The sequence below is a fragment of the Novosphingobium sp. BL-A-28-Hi1-0D genome (genome assembly GCF_055521755.1).
The window spans coordinates 1,989,290-2,008,127 of sequence record NZ_CM145502.1 but is presented as its reverse complement, the minus strand read 5'-3'; the positions used below and the strand labels follow the sequence as shown (position 1 = coordinate 2,008,127).

14 protein-coding genes are annotated in these 18,838 nt (G+C 64.6%); 3 read left to right on the top strand and 11 right to left on the bottom strand.

Features of this window, described 5'->3' with window-relative positions:
* Nucleotides 1-65: 65 nt before the first annotated feature.
* Nucleotides 66-2,003, top strand: a complete 1,938-nt coding sequence (locus tag ACZ1JW_RS09805) for an alkyl/aryl-sulfatase (RefSeq protein WP_465140433.1) — start codon at nt 66-68, stop codon at nt 2,001-2,003.
* A 9-nt stretch (nt 2,004-2,012) separates the two neighbouring features.
* Here the strand turns inward: ACZ1JW_RS09805 and ACZ1JW_RS09800 are convergent, their stop codons facing one another.
* Nucleotides 2,013-2,402: a c-type cytochrome gene (locus tag ACZ1JW_RS09800; RefSeq protein ID WP_465123750.1), complete on the bottom strand. Its 390-nt coding sequence runs from the start codon at nt 2,400-2,402 to the stop codon at nt 2,013-2,015.
* 164 nt (nt 2,403-2,566) lie between these two features.
* Between ACZ1JW_RS09800 and ACZ1JW_RS09795 the strand changes: the two genes are divergently transcribed.
* On the top strand, nt 2,567-3,970 hold the full coding sequence (locus tag ACZ1JW_RS09795; RefSeq protein ID WP_465140432.1) for an FAD-binding oxidoreductase: 1,404 nt from the start codon (nt 2,567-2,569) through the stop codon (nt 3,968-3,970).
* Between the two features lie 660 nt (nt 3,971-4,630).
* Here ACZ1JW_RS09795 and ACZ1JW_RS09790 read toward each other — a convergent pair.
* The 6 genes from ACZ1JW_RS09790 to ACZ1JW_RS09765 all read right to left on the bottom strand — a co-directional run bounded on the left by ACZ1JW_RS09790 (nt 4,631) and on the right by ACZ1JW_RS09765 (nt 13,432).
* Nucleotides 4,631-6,652 (bottom strand): ATP-binding protein, encoded by a 2,022-nt coding sequence (locus tag ACZ1JW_RS09790; RefSeq protein ID WP_465140431.1) that lies wholly within the window; start codon nt 6,650-6,652, stop codon nt 4,631-4,633.
* 20 nt (nt 6,653-6,672) lie between these two features.
* On the bottom strand, nt 6,673-7,956 hold the full coding sequence (locus ACZ1JW_RS09785; RefSeq protein WP_465140430.1) for an O-acetylhomoserine aminocarboxypropyltransferase: 1,284 nt from the start codon (nt 7,954-7,956) through the stop codon (nt 6,673-6,675).
* A gap of 35 nt (nt 7,957-7,991) precedes the next feature.
* Entirely contained in the window at nt 7,992-10,133 is a 2,142-nt protein-coding gene (scpA, locus tag ACZ1JW_RS09780) for a methylmalonyl-CoA mutase (protein ID WP_465140429.1), read from the bottom strand.
* Nucleotides 10,134-10,257: 124 nt separating this feature from the next.
* Entirely contained in the window at nt 10,258-10,698 is a 441-nt protein-coding gene (gene mce / locus ACZ1JW_RS09775) for a methylmalonyl-CoA epimerase (protein WP_465123755.1), read from the bottom strand.
* Between the two features lies 1 nt (nt 10,699).
* Nucleotides 10,700-11,878 (bottom strand): acetyl-CoA C-acyltransferase family protein, encoded by a 1,179-nt coding sequence (locus tag ACZ1JW_RS09770; protein WP_465140428.1) that lies wholly within the window; start codon nt 11,876-11,878, stop codon nt 10,700-10,702.
* A gap of 27 nt (nt 11,879-11,905) precedes the next feature.
* Nucleotides 11,906-13,432, bottom strand: coding sequence for an acyl-CoA carboxylase subunit beta (locus tag ACZ1JW_RS09765; RefSeq protein ID WP_465123757.1), 1,527 nt, complete (start codon nt 13,430-13,432; stop codon nt 11,906-11,908).
* 213 nt (nt 13,433-13,645) lie between these two features.
* Between ACZ1JW_RS09765 and ACZ1JW_RS09760 the strand changes: the two genes are divergently transcribed.
* The gene (locus tag ACZ1JW_RS09760; RefSeq protein ID WP_465140427.1) at nt 13,646-15,055 is read left to right on the top strand and encodes a helix-turn-helix domain-containing protein; all 1,410 of its coding nucleotides are present in this window, start codon (nt 13,646-13,648) and stop codon (nt 15,053-15,055) included.
* Between the two features lie 114 nt (nt 15,056-15,169).
* Here the strand turns inward: ACZ1JW_RS09760 and ACZ1JW_RS09755 are convergent, their stop codons facing one another.
* The 4 genes from ACZ1JW_RS09755 to ACZ1JW_RS09740 all read right to left on the bottom strand — a co-directional run bounded on the left by ACZ1JW_RS09755 (nt 15,170) and on the right by ACZ1JW_RS09740 (nt 18,790).
* Nucleotides 15,170-15,550, bottom strand: coding sequence for a VOC family protein (locus ACZ1JW_RS09755; RefSeq protein WP_465123759.1), 381 nt, complete (start codon nt 15,548-15,550; stop codon nt 15,170-15,172).
* 92 nt (nt 15,551-15,642) lie between these two features.
* Nucleotides 15,643-16,791: a dipeptidase gene (locus ACZ1JW_RS09750; protein WP_465140426.1), complete on the bottom strand. Its 1,149-nt coding sequence runs from the start codon at nt 16,789-16,791 to the stop codon at nt 15,643-15,645.
* A 141-nt stretch (nt 16,792-16,932) separates the two neighbouring features.
* The gene (locus ACZ1JW_RS09745) at nt 16,933-18,270 is read right to left on the bottom strand and encodes an MFS transporter (RefSeq protein ID WP_465140425.1); all 1,338 of its coding nucleotides are present in this window, start codon (nt 18,268-18,270) and stop codon (nt 16,933-16,935) included.
* A gap of 46 nt (nt 18,271-18,316) precedes the next feature.
* Entirely contained in the window at nt 18,317-18,790 is a 474-nt protein-coding gene (locus ACZ1JW_RS09740) for a MarR family winged helix-turn-helix transcriptional regulator (RefSeq protein WP_465123762.1), read from the bottom strand.
* Nucleotides 18,791-18,838: the final 48 nt, after the last annotated feature.

Below are 18,838 nucleotides of genomic sequence, written 5' to 3'. Positions count from 1 at the left end.
CTAATCGCGCGATTAAGGCCACTCTGGCTCGCGGAACTCCACGAAGATCGGAGCCGGGAGAGGACATGCCTTCATCACACTTTCGCCGTGCGCTTGTCGCCGGTGCCCCGCTTCTGCTGCTCGCCGGTCCGGCCAGCGCAGACACGCCCACCGACGCAACCCGCAAGGCCAATGCCACAGCCCTTGCCGAACTGCCGATGGCCGACAAGCGCGACTTCGATTTCGCCTCGCGCGGTTTCGTCGCCACGCTCAAGGACCCGGTGATCCGCGATGCGGCGGGCAAGCCGGTGTGGGACACGGCGGCCTTCGCCTTTGCCAAGGGCGAGGCTCCGGCCACCGTCAACCCCAGCCTGTGGCGTCATGCGCAGGTCCTTGGCAAGGCGGGCCTGTTCAAGGTCACCGACCGCATCTGGCAGGTGCGCGGGTTTGACGTCTCCAATGTGACGTTCGTGCGTGGGGACAAGGGCTGGATCGTGATCGATCCGCTGACCGCCACCGAGACCGCTGCCGCGGCCTATGCCCTGATCTCGGAGAAAGTGGCGAAGCTGCCGGTCACCGCGATGATCTACACCCACAGCCACGTCGACCATTTCGGCGGAGCAGGCGCGCTCACTTCGGCGATGGCCAAGGACGCGCCGATCATCGCGCCCGTCGGCTTCACCCGCGCGGCGGTCAGCGAGAACGTCATCGCAGGGCCTGCCATGGGACGCCGCGCAGGCTACCAGTTCGGCCTCACCCTGCCCAAGGGTCCGGAAGGCTCGATGGGCTCCGGCATAGGCATGGGCGTAGCAGCAGGCGGCCGCAGCCTGATCCCCCCAACACGCGAGATCAGCGAGACCGGCACCGAACTCATGCTCGATGGCGTGCGCGTGCGCTTCCAGATCACGCCGGGCACCGAAGCGCCGGCCGAGATGAACTTCGGCTTCCCCGACTGGAAAGTCGCCGATCTCGCCGAGAACGCCAACGTCAGCCAGCACAACATCCTCACCCCGCGCGGCGCGGTGATCCGCGATGCCAAGGCATGGGCGCAAGGCCTGACCGAGGCGATGGATTTCTTCGCCGGGGCCGAAGTACTGATCACCAGCCATGGCTGGCCCCGCTTCGGCGCTGCCGAGATTACCGACTATCTTGGCAAGCACCGCGATGCCTACGCCTACCTCCACGACCAGACCGTGCGCCTGATGAACAAGGGCCTGACCGGGCCGGAGATCGCCGCCAGGCTCACCCTGCCCCCGGCGCTTGCGCAGCAGTGGTATGACCGGCCCTACTACGGCTCGTACAGCTTCAATTCCCGCGCGGTCTATCAGTTCTATATGGGCTGGTACGATGGCAACCCGGCCCACCTCGCGCCATTGCCGCCCGAGGAAGGTGGCCGCCGCTATGTCGAGGCGATGGGTGGGGCGGCGCGTGTCAAGGCGCTGGCCGAAGTGGCCTTTGCCAAGGGCGATTATGCCTGGACCGCAGAACTGCTCAACCGCGTGATCTTCGCCGACGGGACGGACACGGCAGCCAAGGCACTGCTCGCGCGCACCTACCGCCAGCTCGCTTACCAGAGCGAGAATGCCCTGTGGCGCAACATGTACCTGACCGGCGCGGGCGAACTGGACAACGGCGTAGCCGCCACCGACCCAACGGGCGGCGCCGGGCTGATCAGCCAGCTGCCACCCTCGGACTTGTTCGAAGTGCTTGCTGTCCGGCTAGACCCTGCCAAGGCGGCCGACGGCTCGGCATCGCTGGGCTTCGTCTTCCCCGACAAGGGGCAGGACTGGACCGTGACCATCGCCAACGGCGTGCTGGTCCATCGCAAGGGACTGCGCGATGGCAGGCAGGCGACGCTGACGGTGCGCTATGCCGATCTGTTGGCATCCCTGTTCGCGGGCCAGCCCTTGGCCGCAAAGGTCGCTTCCGGGGAAGCGAAGATCGAAGGGGACCCGGCTGCCTTCGCCCGCCTCGTCGGCTGGCTCGACAAGCCGGATCCCGCCTTCAACATTGTAACGCCCTGAGAAGCTTATTCAGTTGGGCTTCTTCAGGTATGCGATCACGTTTGCACGGTCTGCCGGGTTCGGCAGACCGGGGAACGCCATCGAGGTGCCGGGAACGAGCGCGGAAGGCTTGGTCAGCCACTTGTCGATCGTGGCTTCGTTCCAGGTCAGCTTGGCCTTCTGCATCGCCGCCGAATACTTGAAGCCTGCAGCCGAGCCGGACTTGCGCCCGACGACACCTGCAAGGTTCGGCCCCATCTTGGCGCCAGCGCCAGGCTGGACAGCGTGGCAGGCCACGCAGCGCATGAAGATCTTCTTGCCCGCAACCGGGTCGCCCTTGGCCTGCGCGAAGGCGGTACCGCCCGTCAGCGCCGAAGCCGCAAGACCCGCAACGATCATCGCACCCGTAAACTTCTTCATCGATACACCCTGCCTTGTTTCAACGTACCAAAGGTTCGTCAGAGCCCCACGCCCGAACGCCCGGGGATCATTCTGCATTCGCGCTTTATCCCGCCTGAACGCGCATGCACCATAGCAATTGGGGTACACCTGCAAAAAAGGTGGCAATGCGCTAGGACAGGAACATGGACCAGATGATCGCGCACTGCCCTCGCCCGCTGCCCGCCGACTTTCTCGATCGGATGTCCGCCCGCTTCGGCCCGGCCTGCCAGACCGGCGAGGCGATCCGCAACCAGCACGGCGCGAGCGAATCGCAATATCCCACCGTCCTGCCGGACGCAGTGGTCTTCGCCGCATCGACGCAGGATGTCGTAGATTGCGTCAACCTGTGCCGCGAGGCCGGGATTGCCATCGTCCCCTATGGCGCAGGAACCTCGCTCGAAGGCCATACCCTGCCGCTGGAAGGCGGCATCAGTCTCGACTTGTCGCGCATGGATGCAGTCCTGAGCGTCAACCACGCCGACTTCGACTGCACCGTCCAGCCCGGCATCCGACGCGAGGCCTTGAACGCACACTTGCGCGACAGCGGCCTGTTCTTTCCGATCGATCCGGGCGCCAACGCCACCATCGGCGGCATGGCCTCGACCCGCGCATCGGGCACGAACGCCGTCCGCTACGGTACCATGCGTGAAGCCGTACTCGGGCTGGAGGTTGTCACGCACCAAGGCAAGGTCATCCGTACCGGCAAGCGCGCCAAGAAGTCTGCTGCCGGGTATGACCTGACGCGACTTTACATCGGTTCGGAAGGGACGCTCGGCGTGATCACCGGCGTGACCCTGCGGCTCCATCCGGTGCCCGAGGCGATCATGTCGGCGGCCTGCCCGTTCGAAAGCCTCGCCGGTGCCATCGAAACGGTGGTGCAGGCCTTCCATAGCAGCGTGCCGATGGCGCGGATCGAACTGCTCGACGCGATGCAGGTGCGCGCCGTCAATCTGCGTTCAAAACTTGGCCTGCCCGAAGTGCCGACCCTGTTCTTCGAATTCCACGGCACGCCTGCCGGTGTTGCCGAACAGGTCGAGACGGTAAAGGCACTCGCTGCGGCCAATGGCGGCGGGGAGTTCCAATGGGCAACGCTGGCCGAAGACCGCAACCGCCTCTGGCGCGCGCGGCACGAGGCCTATTACGCCGCGGTCAACCTGCGGGCGGGCGCCATCGGCCTGACGACCGACGTCTGCGTGCCGATGAGCCGACTTGCCGAATGCATCCTCGCCACGCGCGCCGAACTGGACGAATGCAGCGTGCCCGCCACCATCGTCGGCCATGTGGGTGACGGCAACTTCCACCTGATTTTCTCGATCGACCCGAACGCGCCGCACGAGATGGCAGAGGTCGAAGCGCTCAACCACCGCATGGTCGCCCGCGCCCTTGCGATGGACGGCACCTGCACCGGCGAACACGGCGTTGGGATAGGCAAGCAGCAATGCCTCGTCGATGAACTGGGCGAGGATGCGGTGAACGTGATGCGCACTCTGAAACGCGCGCTTGACCCGGAAAACCTGTTCAATCCGGGCAAGATTTTCTCGCTCTGAACCGAAGGCAGAATCCTCCCGTCAAAGCGGTAAATGCCGGGAGCCATCACGCCTCGGTCTTGCGCGAGAGGTCATGGGCCCCGGCCTGCGCCGGGGCGACGGTTGAAGGCGCACATGACTGGCGTGGGCCCGAACGCCATAGCCCCAACCTCGTCAGCCCGGCGAAGGCAGGGAGCCATCACGCCTCGGTCTTGCACGAGAGGTCATGGGCCCCGGCCTGCGCCGGGGCGACGGTTGAAGGCGCACATGACTGGCGTGGGCCCGAACGCCATAGCCCCAACCTCGTCAGCCCGGCGAAGGCAGGGAGCCATCACGCCTCGGTCTTGCACGAGAGGTCGTGGGCCCCGGCCTGCGCCGGGGCGACGGTTGAAGGCGCACATGGCTGGCGTGGGCCCGAGCGCCATAGCCCCAACCTCGTCATCCCGGCGAAGGCAGGGAGCCATCACGCCTCGGTCTTGCACGAGGGGTCATGGGCCCCGGCCTGCGCCGGGGCGACGGTTGAAGGCGCACATGGCTGGGGTGGGCCCGAGCGCCATAGCCCCAACCCCGTCATCCCGGCGAAGGCCGGGATCCATCACGCCTCGTCTTGCACGAGAGGTCATGGGCCCCGGCCTGCGCCGGGGCGACGCTAGGATCTTGATTTGGCGTCACGCCGAAGCCTCACTCCATTTCGAGAATGATCGCATCCACTGCCAGGCTGTCACCCGCCTTGGCGTTGACCGACTTCACCTTGCCTGCCTTCTCGGCGCGCAGGATGTTCTCCATCTTCATCGCTTCGACCACGGCGAGCGGCTGGCCTGCTTCCACGGTATCGCCCTCGCCCACGTTGAGCGAGACGAGCAGACCCGGCATCGGGCAAATCAGGAACTTCGAAAGATCGGGCGGGATCTTTTCGATCATGTGCTGCGTGTAGGACGCGATGTGCGCGGGCAGGACCTGCACCTGATGGATCGCGCCGCGCGTGGTCAGCTTGAACCCGGCGCGCGTGAGCTCGACCTTCACCGACAGAGGCGCGTCGTCGATCTCGCAATGCACGATCCGGTCGCCCGGCGTGTATTCCAGCGCAAGGTCGATGGCCTTGCCGTCCACCGTCACTTCGTCCTCGTCGAGCGTCACGGCAAAGGTATCGCCGCCGATCTTCACCGCCCATTCGTAAGGCGGATCGAGTTCGTCACCCAGTTGCTGGTCCACGCGGCGAGCGCGGTCGGCCCGAGCCGTGGCGAGGAAGCCTGCCAAGGCCGCCAGCGTCTGCTTCAGTTCGTCAGACGTTGCAGCGCCAGTGAACCCTTCGGGATATTCCTCGGCGATGAAGCCGGTGGTCAGTTCGCCCGAGCGGAAGCGCGGGTGCTGCATGATCGCCGAGACGAAATCGATGTTGTGGCCAAGCCCCTCGATCTCGAACGCATCCAGGGCTGCGATCTGCTTGTCTGCCGCCTCGTCGCGCGTCGGCCCCCAGGTGATCAGCTTGGCGATCATCGGGTCATAGAACATCGAGACTTCGCCGCCTTCATAGACGCCATCGTCCACGCGCACGCCATCCACGCCGCGCCGACCGTTGGCCTGGCCGTCGTCAGTCCAGCCAGCCAGCGGCGGGTTGTAGCGGACCAGACGCCCGGTCGAGGGCAGGAAGCCGCGATAGGGGTCTTCGGCATAGACGCGGTTTTCGATCGCCCAGCCGTCGATCTTGATGTCGTCCTGCGTCATGGCGAGCTTCTCGCCATAGGCGACTCGGATCATCTGCTCGACGAGGTCGATCCCGGTGATCGCCTCGGTGACGGGGTGTTCCACCTGCAGGCGGGTGTTCATCTCGAGGAAGTAGAAGCTCTCGCCCGTCGGGTCAGCGCCCGAGACGATCAGTTCCACGGTGCCTGCCGAATAGTAGCCGACCGCCCGGGCCAGCGCGACGCACTGTTCGCCCATCGCCTTGCGCATCTTGGGCGTCACGAAGGGCGAAGGTGCTTCTTCGACCACCTTCTGGTGGCGGCGCTGGATCGAGCATTCGCGCTCGTTCAGGTAAAGAATGTTACCGTGCTTGTCGCCGAGGATCTGGATCTCGATGTGGCGCGGGTTGAGGATGAACTTCTCGATGAACACGCGGTCATCGCCGAACGAATTGAGGCCCTCGCGCTTCACCGCTTCAAAGCCCTCGCGCACGTCCTTTTCGTTGTAGGCAAGGCGCATGCCCTTGCCGCCACCGCCGGCCGAGGCCTTCATCATCACCGGATAGCCGATCTCGTCCGAGATGCGCACCGCATGCTCGGTATCCTCGATCTCGCCGACGAAGCCGGGGACAACGTTGACGCCCGCCTGCTTGGCCAGCTTCTTGGACTCGATCTTGTCGCCCATCGCGGCAATCGCGCCGACCGGCGGCCCGATGAACGCAATGTTCTCTGCCGCCAGCGCCTCGGCAAACGAGGTGCGCTCGGACAGGAAGCCATAGCCCGGATGCACCGCTTCCGCACCCGTCTGCTTGCACGCCGCGATGATCTTGTCGGCGATCAGGTAGGACTGCGCGGCAGGCGCAGGCCCGATATGCACCGCCTCGTCCGCCATCTGCACGAACGGCGCCCGCGCATCGGCATCGGAATAGACCGCCACCGTCTGAATACCCATCCGACGCGCCGTCTTGATCACACGGCAGGCAATTTCACCACGGTTGGCGATGAGGATTTTCTTGAACATTGGCGATTGCTTTCCGTTTCTCAAATCTGTTCGAGCGCCTGCGCGAGGTCGGCCACGATGTCGTCGATGTGCTCGATCCCAACCGACACGCGTACCGTGTCCGGCCCGGCGCCTGCGGCCACCAGTTCTTCCTCGCCCAGCTGGCTGTGCGTGGTCGAGGCGGGGTGGATGATCAGTGAGCGGGTGTCGCCGATGTTGGCGAGGTGGCTGAACAGCTTGACCGACTGGACCAGCTTGACGCCAGCCTCGTAGCCGCCCTTCACGCCGAAGGTGAACACAGCGCCGCCCTTGCCGCCGAGGTACTGGCGGGCAAGCTGGTGGTAGGGGTCTTCCGGCAGGCCTGCATAGCTGACCCACGCAATCTTGGGATGGTTCTGCAACCACTGCGCCAGATGCAGCGCGTTGCTGCAGTGCCGCTCCATGCGCAGCGCCAGCGTTTCCATGCCGGTCAGCGTGAGGAATGCGTTCATCGGTGCCATCGACGGCCCGAGGTCGCGCAGGCCCAGCACGCGGCAGCCGATGATGAAGGCGATCGGGCCGACAGGCTTCAACGCCTCGGTCAGCACCGCGCCGTGGTAGCTCGGGTTGGGCTGGGTGAGCGAGGGGAACTTGTCACTCGCCGCCCAGTCGAACTTGCCCGAATCCACGATCAGCCCGCCGATGGAATTGCCGTGGCCGTTGAGGAACTTGGTGCACGAATGGACGACGATGTCCGCGCCATGCTCGATCGGGCGACACAGCGCGGGGCTCGCCATTGTGTTGTCGACGATCAGCGGCACGCCGGCCGCGTGGGCGACTTCGGCAATCGCCGCGATGTCCTGCACCACGCCGCCGGGGTTGGCGAGGCTTTCGATGAATACGCCGCGCGTCTTGTCGGTGATCGCGGCGGCAACGGCTGCGGGATCATCGGCATCGACGAACACCGCCTTCCAGCCGAACTTGGCAAAGCTGTGCGCGAACTGATTGAGCGTGCCGCCATAGAGCTTCTTGGCCGCCACGATCTCGCAGCCCGGCTCCATCAGGGTATGGAAGACGATGAACTGTGCGGCATGGCCCGATGCCACGCCAAGCGCGCCGACGCCCCCTTCCAGCGCCGCGATCTTGGCTTCGAGCGCGGCATTGGTGGGGTTCATGATGCGCGTGTAGATGTTGCCGAACTCGGCCAGCGCGAAGAGATTGGCCGCGTGCTCGGCAGAGTCGAACACATAGCTTGCCGTCTGGTAGATCGGCGTGATCCGCGCCTTGGTGGTCGGATCAGGCTCGCACCCGGCATGGATCGTGAGCGTCTCAAGCTTCTGCGTCATGGCATCTCTCCTCCACAAATGTGGCGTGCACTCTATCAGCCGGCTTCGATCTCGCTACCCAGTGGAGGCATGTTGTGCCCCAGCAGGCGCAGCATGTCGGCTGCACATTCCACCACGTTCGAGCCCGGACCGTAGATGCCCTGTACGCCTGCCTCGCGCAGGAAGTCGTAGTCCTGCGGCGGGATCACGCCACCTGCCACGACCTTGATGTCAGAGCGGCCCGCTGCGCGCAGGTGCCCGATCAGTTCGGGAATCAGCGTCTTGTGCCCGGCGGCGAGCGAGGATGCACCGACCGCGTCGACGTCCTTCTCGATGGCGAGCTGCGCAGCTTCCTCGGGCGTCTGGAACAGCGGGCCGCTGGTCACGTCAAAGCCCATGTCCGAGAAGGCCGAGGCGATCACGTTTGCCCCGCGATCATGGCCGTCCTGCCCCATCTTGGCCACCAGCATACGCGGCGTGCGTCCAAGGCGGCGGGTCACGGCCTCAACGCCATCGACAACCTGCTGATAGCGGTTGTCGCCAGCATAGGCGGCGCCATAGACGCCCTTGACCGGCGTCGGGAACGTGCCGTGGCGGCCGAACACGACTTCCATCGCATCCGAAATCTCGCCCAGCGTGGCGCGATGGCGCGCAGCCTCGACCGCGAGTTCGAGCAGGTTGCCGCCCGTCTTCGCGCCCTCGGTCAGGGCATTGAGCGCTGCGCGGCACTTGGTCTCGTCACGCGTCTCGCGCACCCACTTGAGGCGGGCGATCTGGCCCTGGCGGACCTTGTCGTTATCGACTTCGAGCGTTTCGAGCAGGTCTTCGTTGGCAAGGCGATACTTGTTGACGCCGACGATCACGTCCTCGCCACGGTCGACGCGTGCCTGACGGCCAGCAGCGGCTTCCTCGATCATCGCCTTGGGCCATCCGGCCGCCACGGCCTTGGCCATGCCGCCTTCGCTCTCGACGCGCTCGATAATCTCCCACGCCTTGTCGACCAGTTCCTGCGTCAGGCTCTCGATGTAGTACGACCCGCCGAGCGGATCGACCACGTTGCACATGCCCGTCTCTTCCTGGATCACGATCTGCGTGTTGCGCGCGATGCGGGCGGAGAAATCGGTCGGCAGCGCGATGGCTTCGTCAAGCGCATTGGTGTGCAGCGACTGCGTGCCGCCCAGCATCGCGGCCATCGCCTCGATCGTGGTGCGGATGACGTTGTTGTAGGGGTCCTGCTCCTGCAACGACACGCCCGAGGTCTGGCAGTGGGTGCGTAGCATCTTCGAACGCTCGTCCTTCGCGCCGAGCTTGGTCATCACGCGATGCCACAGCACGCGCGCGGCACGCAGCTTGGCCACTTCCATGAAGAAGTTCATGCCGATGGCGAAGAAGAACGACAGGCGCCCGGCAAACTTGTCGATATCCAGACCACTCGCCACGCCGTACTTCACATATTCCATGCCGTCGGCGATGGTGAAGGCAAGCTCCTGCACCTGCGTCGCGCCCGCTTCCTGCATGTGATAGCCGGAAATCGAGATCGAGTTGAACTTGGGCATCTCGCGGCTGGTGTAGCCGAAGATGTCCGAGATGATCCGCATCGAAGGCTCGGGCGGGTAGATGTAGGTGTTGCGGACCATGAACTCCTTGAGGATGTCGTTCTGGATGGTCCCGTCGAGCAGCTTGCGGTCGACGCCCTGCTCTTCGCCCGCAACGATGAAGAACGCGAGGATCGGGATCACCGCGCCGTTCATGGTCATCGAAACCGACATCTGATCGAGCGGAATGCCGTCGAACAGAATCTTCATGTCCTCGACGGAGTCGATGGCCACACCCGCCTTGCCGACATCGCCGACGACGCGCGGATGGTCGGAGTCATAGCCACGGTGCGTCGCAAGGTCGAAGGCGACCGAAAGGCCCTTCTGCCCTGCCGCCAGATTGCGGCGATAGAATGCGTTCGATTCCTCGGCGGTCGAGAAGCCGGCATACTGGCGGATCGTCCACGGACGCCCCGCATACATCGAGGCGCGCACGCCGCGCGTGAACGGCGCAAAGCCCGGCAGGCCCGGATCAACGGTCACGTCCTCGGCCGTGTAGAGCGGCTTGACGGCAATGCCCTCTGGCGTCTGCCATGTCAGGTCCTTACCCTTGACTTCCTTGGCGGCAGCGGCCTGCCAGTCTGCCAGTGTCTTCTCGCTCATCGTTCTTTCCTTCGCGTGAGGAGACAACCGCTCCTCTCCACAACCGTCATCCCGGCGCAGGCCGGGATCCATTACCTCACCGTCATGGGCCCCGGCCTGCGCCGGGGTGACGGCGTATCTGCGATCAGTGGTGCCCGCCCTTCGGCGTCTCCATGATCTCGGTCAGCTGCCCGCCCATGTCCTTGGGGTGGACGAAGAAGATCAGCGTCCCATGCGCCCCGATCCGAGGCTCGCCGAGAACGCGCTTGCCCTGCCCTTCAAACCACGCCTTCGCCTCATGAATGTCAGGCACTTCGTAACAAAGGTGGTGCTGACCCCCGAGCGGATTGGCCGCCAACCACTTGCCCACCGCGCTGTCCGGGCTGGTCGGCTGGATCAGCTCGATCTGCGTACCAGCGGTCCCGTTTTCACCCGGCGTGTTGACGAAGCACACCCGCACCTGCTGGCTTTCCAGCACGAACGGCTCGGTAATGTCGTCAGCCCCCATCACGTCGCGATAGAACGCGATGGAAGCGTCGATATCCGGCGTTGCTACGCCGACGTGGTTCAGGCGGCCGAGTTTCATATCAGACCTTCTCGATAACCATGGCGATGCCCTGACCGCCGCCGATGCACATCGTGATCAGGCCATACTTGCCGCCCGTGCGGTGCAGTTCGTACATCGCCTTGATCGTCAGGATCGCACCGGTCGCGCCGATGGGGTGGCCCAGCGAAATGCCCGAGCCGTTGACGTTGGTCTTGGCCGGATCGAAGCCCAGCTCCATGGCCACGCCGCATGCCTGGGCCGCAAACGCCTCGTTGCTCTCGATAATGTCGATCTGGTCGAGCGTCAGCCCTGCGCGCTGCAGCGCCACCGGCACGGCCTTGACCGGCCCCAGACCCATCACGTTCGGTTCCACGCCAGCATGACCCCAGCCGAGGATCTTCGCCATCGGCTTCAGCCCGTGCTCTTCAACAGCCTTCCCGCTGGCGAGCACAATCGCCGCAGCACCATCGTTGATGCCCGAGGCGTTGCCTGCCGTAACCGTGCCGTCCTTCTTGAACACGGGCTTGAGGCCTGCGAGCGATTCCACCGTGGTCTCGCCACGCACGTGCTCGTCGGTGTCGAACACCGTCACGCCCTTGCGCGTCTTGATCTCGACCGGAACGATCTGTTCCTTGAAATAGCCTGCCGCGATTGCGGCAGCCGCGCGCTTCTGGCTCTCGGCCGCCAGCGCGTCCTGCGCTTCGCGGCTGATGTCCAGACGCTCGGCCACGTTCTCTGCCGTCACGCCCATGTGGATGCCCTCGAACGGATCGTGCAGCGCGCCAAGCATGGCGTCCATCAGCACCTGATCGCCCATCTTCTGGCCGTTGCGCGCCGTCAGCACCATGTGCGGCGCGTTCGACATGCTTTCCGCACCGCCGCCGATGGCAATGTCCTGCTCGCCCAGTGCGATGCCCTGCGCCGCCGAGACGATCGCCTGCAGGCCCGACCCGCACAGGCGGTTCACGTTCATGGCCGGAGCCTCGATCGGAATGCCGGCGTTCACCGCCGCCACGCGGCTGACATAGGCGTCCTTGGGCTGCGTCGGCACGACGGTGCCGATCACCACGTTCTGCACCTTGTCCGGCGTGATCCCGGCGCGGGCAATGGCTTCCTTGATCACGATGGCGCCCGTCTCTGCCGGACGCAGCGAGGCAAGCCCGCCACCGAACGAGCCAATGGCGGTACGCGCGCCCGAGACGATGTAGATGTCGGTCATGTCAGTTCTTTCAGACTGAAGCGCTCGTCAGAGCGGAATGTTGTCGTGCTTCTTCCACGGATTCTCGAGGCTCTTGGTCTTGAGCTTGCGCAAGCCCAGAGCCACGCGACGGCGGGTCGAATGCGGGTGGATCACTTCATCGACGAAGCCCTTGCTCGCCGCCACGAACGGGTTGGCAAAGCGGTCCTCGTATTCCTTGGTCTTCACCGCCTGCTCTTCGGCCGAAAGCCCGCGGAAGATGATCTCGACAGCGCCCTTGGCCCCCATCACCGCGATTTCGGCGGTCGGCCAGGCGTAGTTCAAGTCGCCGCGCAAGTGCTTGGAGGCCATAACGTCGTAGGCGCCGCCATAGGCCTTGCGGGTGATCACGGTGATCTTGGGCACGGTGGCTTCGGCATAGGCGAAGAGCAGCTTGGCGCCGTGCTTGATGATGCCGTTGTGCTCCTGCGCGGTGCCGGGGAGGAAGCCCGGAACGTCGACGAAGGTCACGATCGGAATGTTGAACGCATCGCAGAAGCGCACGAACCGCGCGGCCTTCTTCGACGAGTTGATGTCGAGCACGCCTGCCAGAACCATCGGCTGGTTGGCGACGATGCCCACGGTACGGCCTTCCACGCGGCCGAACCCGACGATGATGTTGCCCGCATGCTTGGGCTGGACTTCGAAGAACTCGCCCTCGTCCACCGTCTTGCGGATGACTTCGTGCATGTCATAGGGCTGGTTGGCCGATGCTGGCACGATGGTGTCGAGGCTGTGCTCGAGCCGGTCATAGGGGTCCGACGTCGGCCGCTCGGGCACGTCGTGGCGGTTGGACAGCGGCAGGTAATCGAAGAAATCGCGCGCCGCCAGCAGCGCCTCGATGTCGTTCTCCAGTGCAAGGTCGGCCACCGAAGTCTTGGTCGTATGCGTCACCGCGCCGCCCAGCTCTTCCTGCGTGACGACTTCGTTGGTCACCGTCTTCACCACATCGGGGCCGGTGACGAACATGTAGGAGCTGTCCTTCACCATGAAGATGAAGTCGGTCATCGCGGGGCTGTAGACCGCGCCGCCCGCGCAAGGCCCCATGATCAGCGAAAGCTGCGGCACCACGCCCGAAGCCAGCACGTTGCGCTGGAACACTTCGGCATAGCCGCCCAGCGATGCCACGCCCTCCTGGATGCGCGCACCGCCCGAATCGTTGAGCCCGATCACCGGCGCGCCGACCTTGAGCGCCATGTCCATGATCTTGCAGATCTTCTGCGCGTGGCGTTCCGAAAGCGAGCCGCCGAATACGGTGAAGTCCTGGCTGAACACATAGACCAGACGGCCGTTGATCGTGCCCGAACCGGTCACCACGCCATCGCCGGGAATGACCGTATCGGGCATGCCGAAGTCGACGCAGTTGTGTTCGACGTACATGTCGACTTCTTCGAAGCTGCCTTCGTCGAGCAGCACCTTCAGGCGCTCGCGCGCGGTCAGCTTGCCCTTGGCGTGCTGCGCGTCGATGCGCTTCTGCCCGCCACCCATGCGTGCCGCCTGACGGCGCTTTTCCATCTCGGCAATATTGGCGGACATGCGTGGCTACCCTCTCTTCAACCGTGGAACCCGGATCTGCTGCGGGCTCCGGCACGCTTCTCCTCCCCGAGCCGCGTACCGGAGCCGCACCCACGACCTGACCATAGGCCAAGGATCGCGGATCGGTGCACCAACTGCGCCACGCCGGTTGCCAAGTCCAATGTTATTCTGCAAACTTGCGAAGGATCACTTTGCAAAACAGGACCGACAGAAATGGCCAGACGCCGCCTCTTTGCGGGCGAACAGCTCAAAGGCCTGCGCACCGCGCGCAAGCTGCGCCAGGGTGAGATGGCGGCCCTGCTCGGCATCAGTGCCTCGTATCTCTCGCAGATCGAGAACGACGAACGCCCGCTCACCCCGGCGCTGACCGACCGTTTGCAGCAGAGCTTCCCGGTCGAATGGCAGGATTTCGCCGCCGACCGCGTGGAACCGGTGCTCTCCGCCCTGCGCGATGCCACCGCCGATCCGATGCTCGGCCAGATGCTGCCGGGCGATCAGGTCGAGCGTGTGGCCGAGCAGTACCCCGCCTTCGCGCAGGCATTCGCCCGGCTGTGGGACCAGCACCGCCGCTCGGTCCAGCGGCTCGAGGCGATTGACGAGGCGCTGGGATCGGACAGCATTTCCGGCGGCCGCCTCCCGTGGGAGGAAGTGCGCGACTGGTTCCACCACGCCAACAACTACGTCGACAGCATAGATCGCGCCGCCGAACGCCTTGCCGTGCGCCTTTCGGGCACCGGCATGTCGCCTACCATGGGCCAGATGGCGGTATGGCTGGAAAGCCGGGGCATCGCGGTGGAGCAAGTCAGCGGCGGCGCGATGCGCAGGTTCGATCCCGAAGCGCGCCGCCTCACCCTCGATCCCAACCAGCCCATCGAATCCGGCCGCTTCCAGATGGCCTACCAGCTCGCCGCCGAGGGCCTGCGCGAGGAAATCGCCGCCATCGTCAGCGAGGCGACGCTGCAGTCCGATGCCGCGCGCCAGTTGCTCACCGTCGGGCTCGGCAACTATGCGGCCGGCGCGCTGATCATGCCCTACGAATGGTTCCGGGCCCGCGCGCGCGAGTTGCGCCACGATATCGACCAGCTGCGCCAGCTGTTCGGCGCCAGTTTCGAGCAGGTCTGCCACCGTCTCTCGACGCTGCAACGCCCGCAGGCGCGCGGAATTCCGATGTTTTTCTGCCGGGTGGACATGGCGGGCAACATCACCAAGCGTCACTCCGCCACCCGCCTGCAGTTCGCCCGCTTTGGCGGCGCCTGCCCGCTATGGGTGGTGCACGAAGCCGTGGCGATTCCCGATCGCATCCACGTGCAGGCCGCCGAAATGCCCGATGGCGTGCGCTATGTCTCGATTGCCAAGGGGCTGGTGAAGCCCTCGGGCAGCTACTACCGCCCGCCGCGCCGCTATGCCGTGGCGTTGGGTTGCGAGGCAGCACTGGCCGACGAGTTCATCTATGCCGACGGGATCAATCTGGCCCGGCCCGAAGCGGTCACCCGCATCGGCATCTCCTGCCGCATCTGCCCGCGCGACAAGTGCGACCAGCGCGCCTTCCCGCCAAGCGACCGCGCGATCGTGGTCGATCCCCACGCGCGCGATCTGGTGCCTTACGGGATTACCGATCTGTAGGTCTTGGCTCAGAGGCAATGGGTCCCGGCCTGCGCCGGGACGACAAAAAGTTACAGATCATCAATAACTTGGCCGTCACCCCGGCGAAGGCCGGGGTCCATGACCTCTCAACACTCAGGCGTTGGGATTGGGCGCGAAGGCGCAGATCTTGTTGCCATCAGGATCGCGCAGATAGGCGCCGTACTGCTGACCGGGCGCATTGACGCGCACGCCGGGCTCACCCTCGCAAGTGCCGCCATTGGCAAGGCCCGCTGCGTGCCAGGCATCGACCACCGAGGAATCCGCAGCCTTGAAGCCAAGCGTGTAGCCGTTCGAGACGGTGTGCGGCTCGCCATTGCCGGGCCTGGCCACGATCAGCGAGCCATTGGCCGAGGGGAATGCGGTGCCGTGCGGCAGCGGAACGGCGGTGGTGTGGCCGAGCGTTTCCATCACCGCGGTGTAGAACTTGCGTGACTTTTCAATGTCATTGGTGCCGAGGAAGGTATGGGTAAACAAGGCTGCTCTCCGTATGGATTGTTATTCAACCGAACTATCTAACCCGCGCCGTCCGAGGGCGTCGAGAGGGAATGCGCTGGCAGAATGAAACGTCAGAACGTCGTCGGGCTTTCCTGCGGCAGATCAGCGCGATGCGCCGCCGCATAGACCTCTGCCGCCTTCATCACGCGCATCATGTTGCCGCTGGCAAGCTTGGCGAGATCGCCCTTCGACCAGCCGCGCCGGGCGAGTTCGGCGAAAAGCGCGGGGTAGGTCGAGACGTCTTCCATACCCGCCACTGTTGCTTCCACGCCATCGAGATCACCGCCGAAGCCGACGTGGTCCGCGCCGATGAATTTCGCAATGTGATCAATATGATCGGCGACATCGCGGACGCTGCCGCGCGGCATCGGGTTGGCCTTGTCCCATGCCGCCATCGCCGCTTTCTCAGCCTCGGGATCGCCGCGATTGAGCGCCTTGGCCCGCGCGGCCTCTGCATCGCGGGCAGCACTCCATTGTCGTGCTGCTTCAACGACATAGGGCGGATAGAAGTTGACCATGACGATCCCGCCCGCCGCGCCGATCTGGCGCAGGGTCTCGTCCGAGACATTGCGGGAATGGTGGTTGATTGCCCTTGCATTCGAATGGCTTACGATCGGCGGCGGACCACCCAGCGCAAGCACGTCACGCATCGTCGCCTCGCTGACGTGGGCGAGGTCCACGAGCATGCCAAGCCTTTGCATTTCCTTGACAACCTGCACTCCGAACGGCGTCAGGCCGTCGTGTTCCGGGGCGTCGGTGGCGCTATCGGCCCAGGCGTTGTTCCTGAAATGCGTCAGCGTCATGTAGCGCGCGCCGAGGCCATACATCTGGCGCAGGACACCCAGCGAGCCGCCGATGGAATGGCCGCCTTCCATGCCGATGAGCGAGGCTATCTTCTTTGATTTCCACGCTTTTTCGACGCAGGCCGTATCGGTGCAGAACTGCATCTCAGCCGGGTGCCGCGCGATCAGGCGTTTCATCACATCGATCTGTTCGAGCGTTGCCTGGACCGCCATCGGCTCAGGCAGATCGGCCGAGACATAGACCGACCAGAACTGCGCGCCGACGCCTCCAGCCCGCAGGCGCGGCAGGTCGGTCATCATGCCCGCGGCACGTGAGTCGTTGAAATCAAAGCCTTCCAGCACGTCCTTGCGGCGTTCGCGGAGCTGTTCCGGGACGTCATTGTGGCCGTCCCAGACCAACGGAGAGGAACTTTCCAACTCTCGCGAACTCTTGGGGGACTCTGCGGCAACTCCCCCGCAACTCCCCCACCACAAGGCCATGCAAACGAGGGGCGAAACGAGGCTTTGGGTCACGCGCATTCCGTCCGCTCCGATCCGGTCAAAGATCCTGAAGTGATCCTATGCGGCAGGCTGTTCCGCCATCACGTCGTCGCCATCGCGCTCGGGCAGCATCAGAAACAGCGCGAGGCTGACAACCGAGCCCATCGCCATGATGATCGACACCGTCAGCAACTGGTCGTCTCCCAACCAGCCAAACAGGGTGCCCGCCAGCAACGGACTTCCCGCAGCGCCCAGCCGCCCCACGCCCAGCGCGAAACCTGTGCCGGTGGCCCGCGCATAAGCCGGGAAGCCCCGCGCAAAGGCGGCATAATAGCCGCTGATCGCCGCATTGGTGAAGAAACCAGCGATCATCGTCGCCCATTGCCACGCATTCAGCGTATCCCGCCCGGTGCCGAACCATGCCACCATCATCGCGCCGATCAGCAACATCAGCGCGGTCGGCCACCTGACCCCCAACCGCGCCATCACGAAGCCGAAAAGCGCGCTGCCCAGGAACCCGCCGATGTTTGCGTATGTCAGCACCGTGGCCGCTTGCGCCGGAGGATAGCCCGGCGGATAATCGGACACGATCTGCACACCAAACTTCAGGATGTAATAGAAAGTGATGCAGTGGAATGTGTAGCCGAACGATAACAGCAGGGTGACCGGGCGCAGTCTGGGGTTGGACAGGATATCGGTTACGCGCGGCTTGGCGGCGCTCGCCACGATCGCCGGCAGATCGCCGATGGCAGGCTTGCCGAAAGCGGCGAGCGTGCGGTTCACGCCCGCGAGATTGCGCTTCGTCGCCAGATAGGCCGCCGTTTCAGGCACCAGCACCAGAATGATGGGGATCAGAACTGCGGTCACCACCGCGCCGAACACGAACACGGCGTGCCAGCTGAACGTGGGTAGCAGCCATTCCGATGCCACGATTCCGCCGACGATCGCGCCCAGCGGATAGCCCGCCACATAAACCGCGATGGAGACCGAGCGCCAACGGCTGTTGGTGCTTTCGGCGACAACCGCGTTGGTGGTGGTGAGCATCCCGCCGATGCCGATGCCGGTGAGGAACCGGTAGGCAACCATCGGCTCAACCGCCGCCGCGATGCTTGCCAGATACATGCCGATCGCCATCAGCACGAGACAGAAAAGCATTGTAAACTTGCGGCCATATCGGTCTGCCGCGCCGCCCAGGAGCACCGAACCGAAGCCCATGCCGATCAGTTCGGCCGAAAGCACCACGCCCAGCGCCGGGCGAGCGATGCCCCAATCGGCGGTGATCCCCGGCGCGGCAAAGGCGCTCGACAGCACGTCAAACCCGTCAAGCGCGTTCAACAGCACCATCAGGACCACCACGATCCACTGGCGAACGCCCATTGGCGTCTGCTCGATCACCTCGCGCGGAGTTTGTGACATGCGGCCCGATTCCTCTCCAGTTACGCTTATTGCTATCTGATATAACTTATTCGTGGATTCTGGAAAGCAGTTCGATGAGCTGCCGCACTTCCTTGTCGGTGAAGCGGCTTTTCACCCAGGCTTCGTGCTCGCCAATGGCCGTCTTGGCACGGGCGAGCATTTCGACGCCCTGCGGTTCAAGGAACAGCGCCTGCTTGCGCCCATCCTTGGGCGACCGGTCCCGGCGCAGGAAGTGCTTGGCCTGCAAGCGGTTGATGATCGCCATCGTCGTGGCCCGGTCCATGCGCAGGCGCTGCGCCAGATCGGTCTGCGCGATGCCGGGATGATCGTCGACCAGCCAGAGCACCGAGACCTGCTTCTGCGTGAGATCGAGATCGGTGAAGGTTTCGGTGAAATGCCGAAGGCACGCACCGTGCGCGAGGCGGATGTGGAATCCGAGAATGTCGTTGATAGCGCCGACGTCATCCTCATCGGTGTGGCCGACGGGCGCGATGGCGTCGGCGAATTTGTCCTTGATCAATGCCCTGCCCCCAACGAATGCGCTTGTCTAATTGTTAGCAATACATAC

Coding starts and splice junctions, on each gene's coding strand:
- scpA (WP_465140429.1), bottom strand. CDS start 10,133: ATGAGCGAGAAGACACTGGCAGACTGGCAGGCCGCTGCCGCCAAGGAA.
- ACZ1JW_RS09745 (WP_465140425.1), bottom strand. CDS start 18,270: ATGTCACAAACTCCGCGCGAGGTGATCGAGCAGACGCCAATGGGCGTT.
- ACZ1JW_RS09800 (WP_465123750.1), bottom strand. CDS start 2,402: ATGAAGAAGTTTACGGGTGCGATGATCGTTGCGGGTCTTGCGGCTTCG.
- ACZ1JW_RS09785 (WP_465140430.1), bottom strand. CDS start 7,956: ATGACGCAGAAGCTTGAGACGCTCACGATCCATGCCGGGTGCGAGCCT.
- ACZ1JW_RS09795 (WP_465140432.1), top strand. CDS start 2,567: ATGGACCAGATGATCGCGCACTGCCCTCGCCCGCTGCCCGCCGACTTT.
- ACZ1JW_RS09805 (WP_465140433.1), top strand. CDS start 66: ATGCCTTCATCACACTTTCGCCGTGCGCTTGTCGCCGGTGCCCCGCTT.
- ACZ1JW_RS09770 (WP_465140428.1), bottom strand. CDS start 11,878: ATGACCGACATCTACATCGTCTCGGGCGCGCGTACCGCCATTGGCTCG.
- mce (WP_465123755.1), bottom strand. CDS start 10,698: ATGAAACTCGGCCGCCTGAACCACGTCGGCGTAGCAACGCCGGATATC.
- ACZ1JW_RS09760 (WP_465140427.1), top strand. CDS start 13,646: ATGGCCAGACGCCGCCTCTTTGCGGGCGAACAGCTCAAAGGCCTGCGC.
- ACZ1JW_RS09790 (WP_465140431.1), bottom strand. CDS start 6,652: ATGTTCAAGAAAATCCTCATCGCCAACCGTGGTGAAATTGCCTGCCGT.
- ACZ1JW_RS09765 (WP_465123757.1), bottom strand. CDS start 13,432: ATGTCCGCCAATATTGCCGAGATGGAAAAGCGCCGTCAGGCGGCACGC.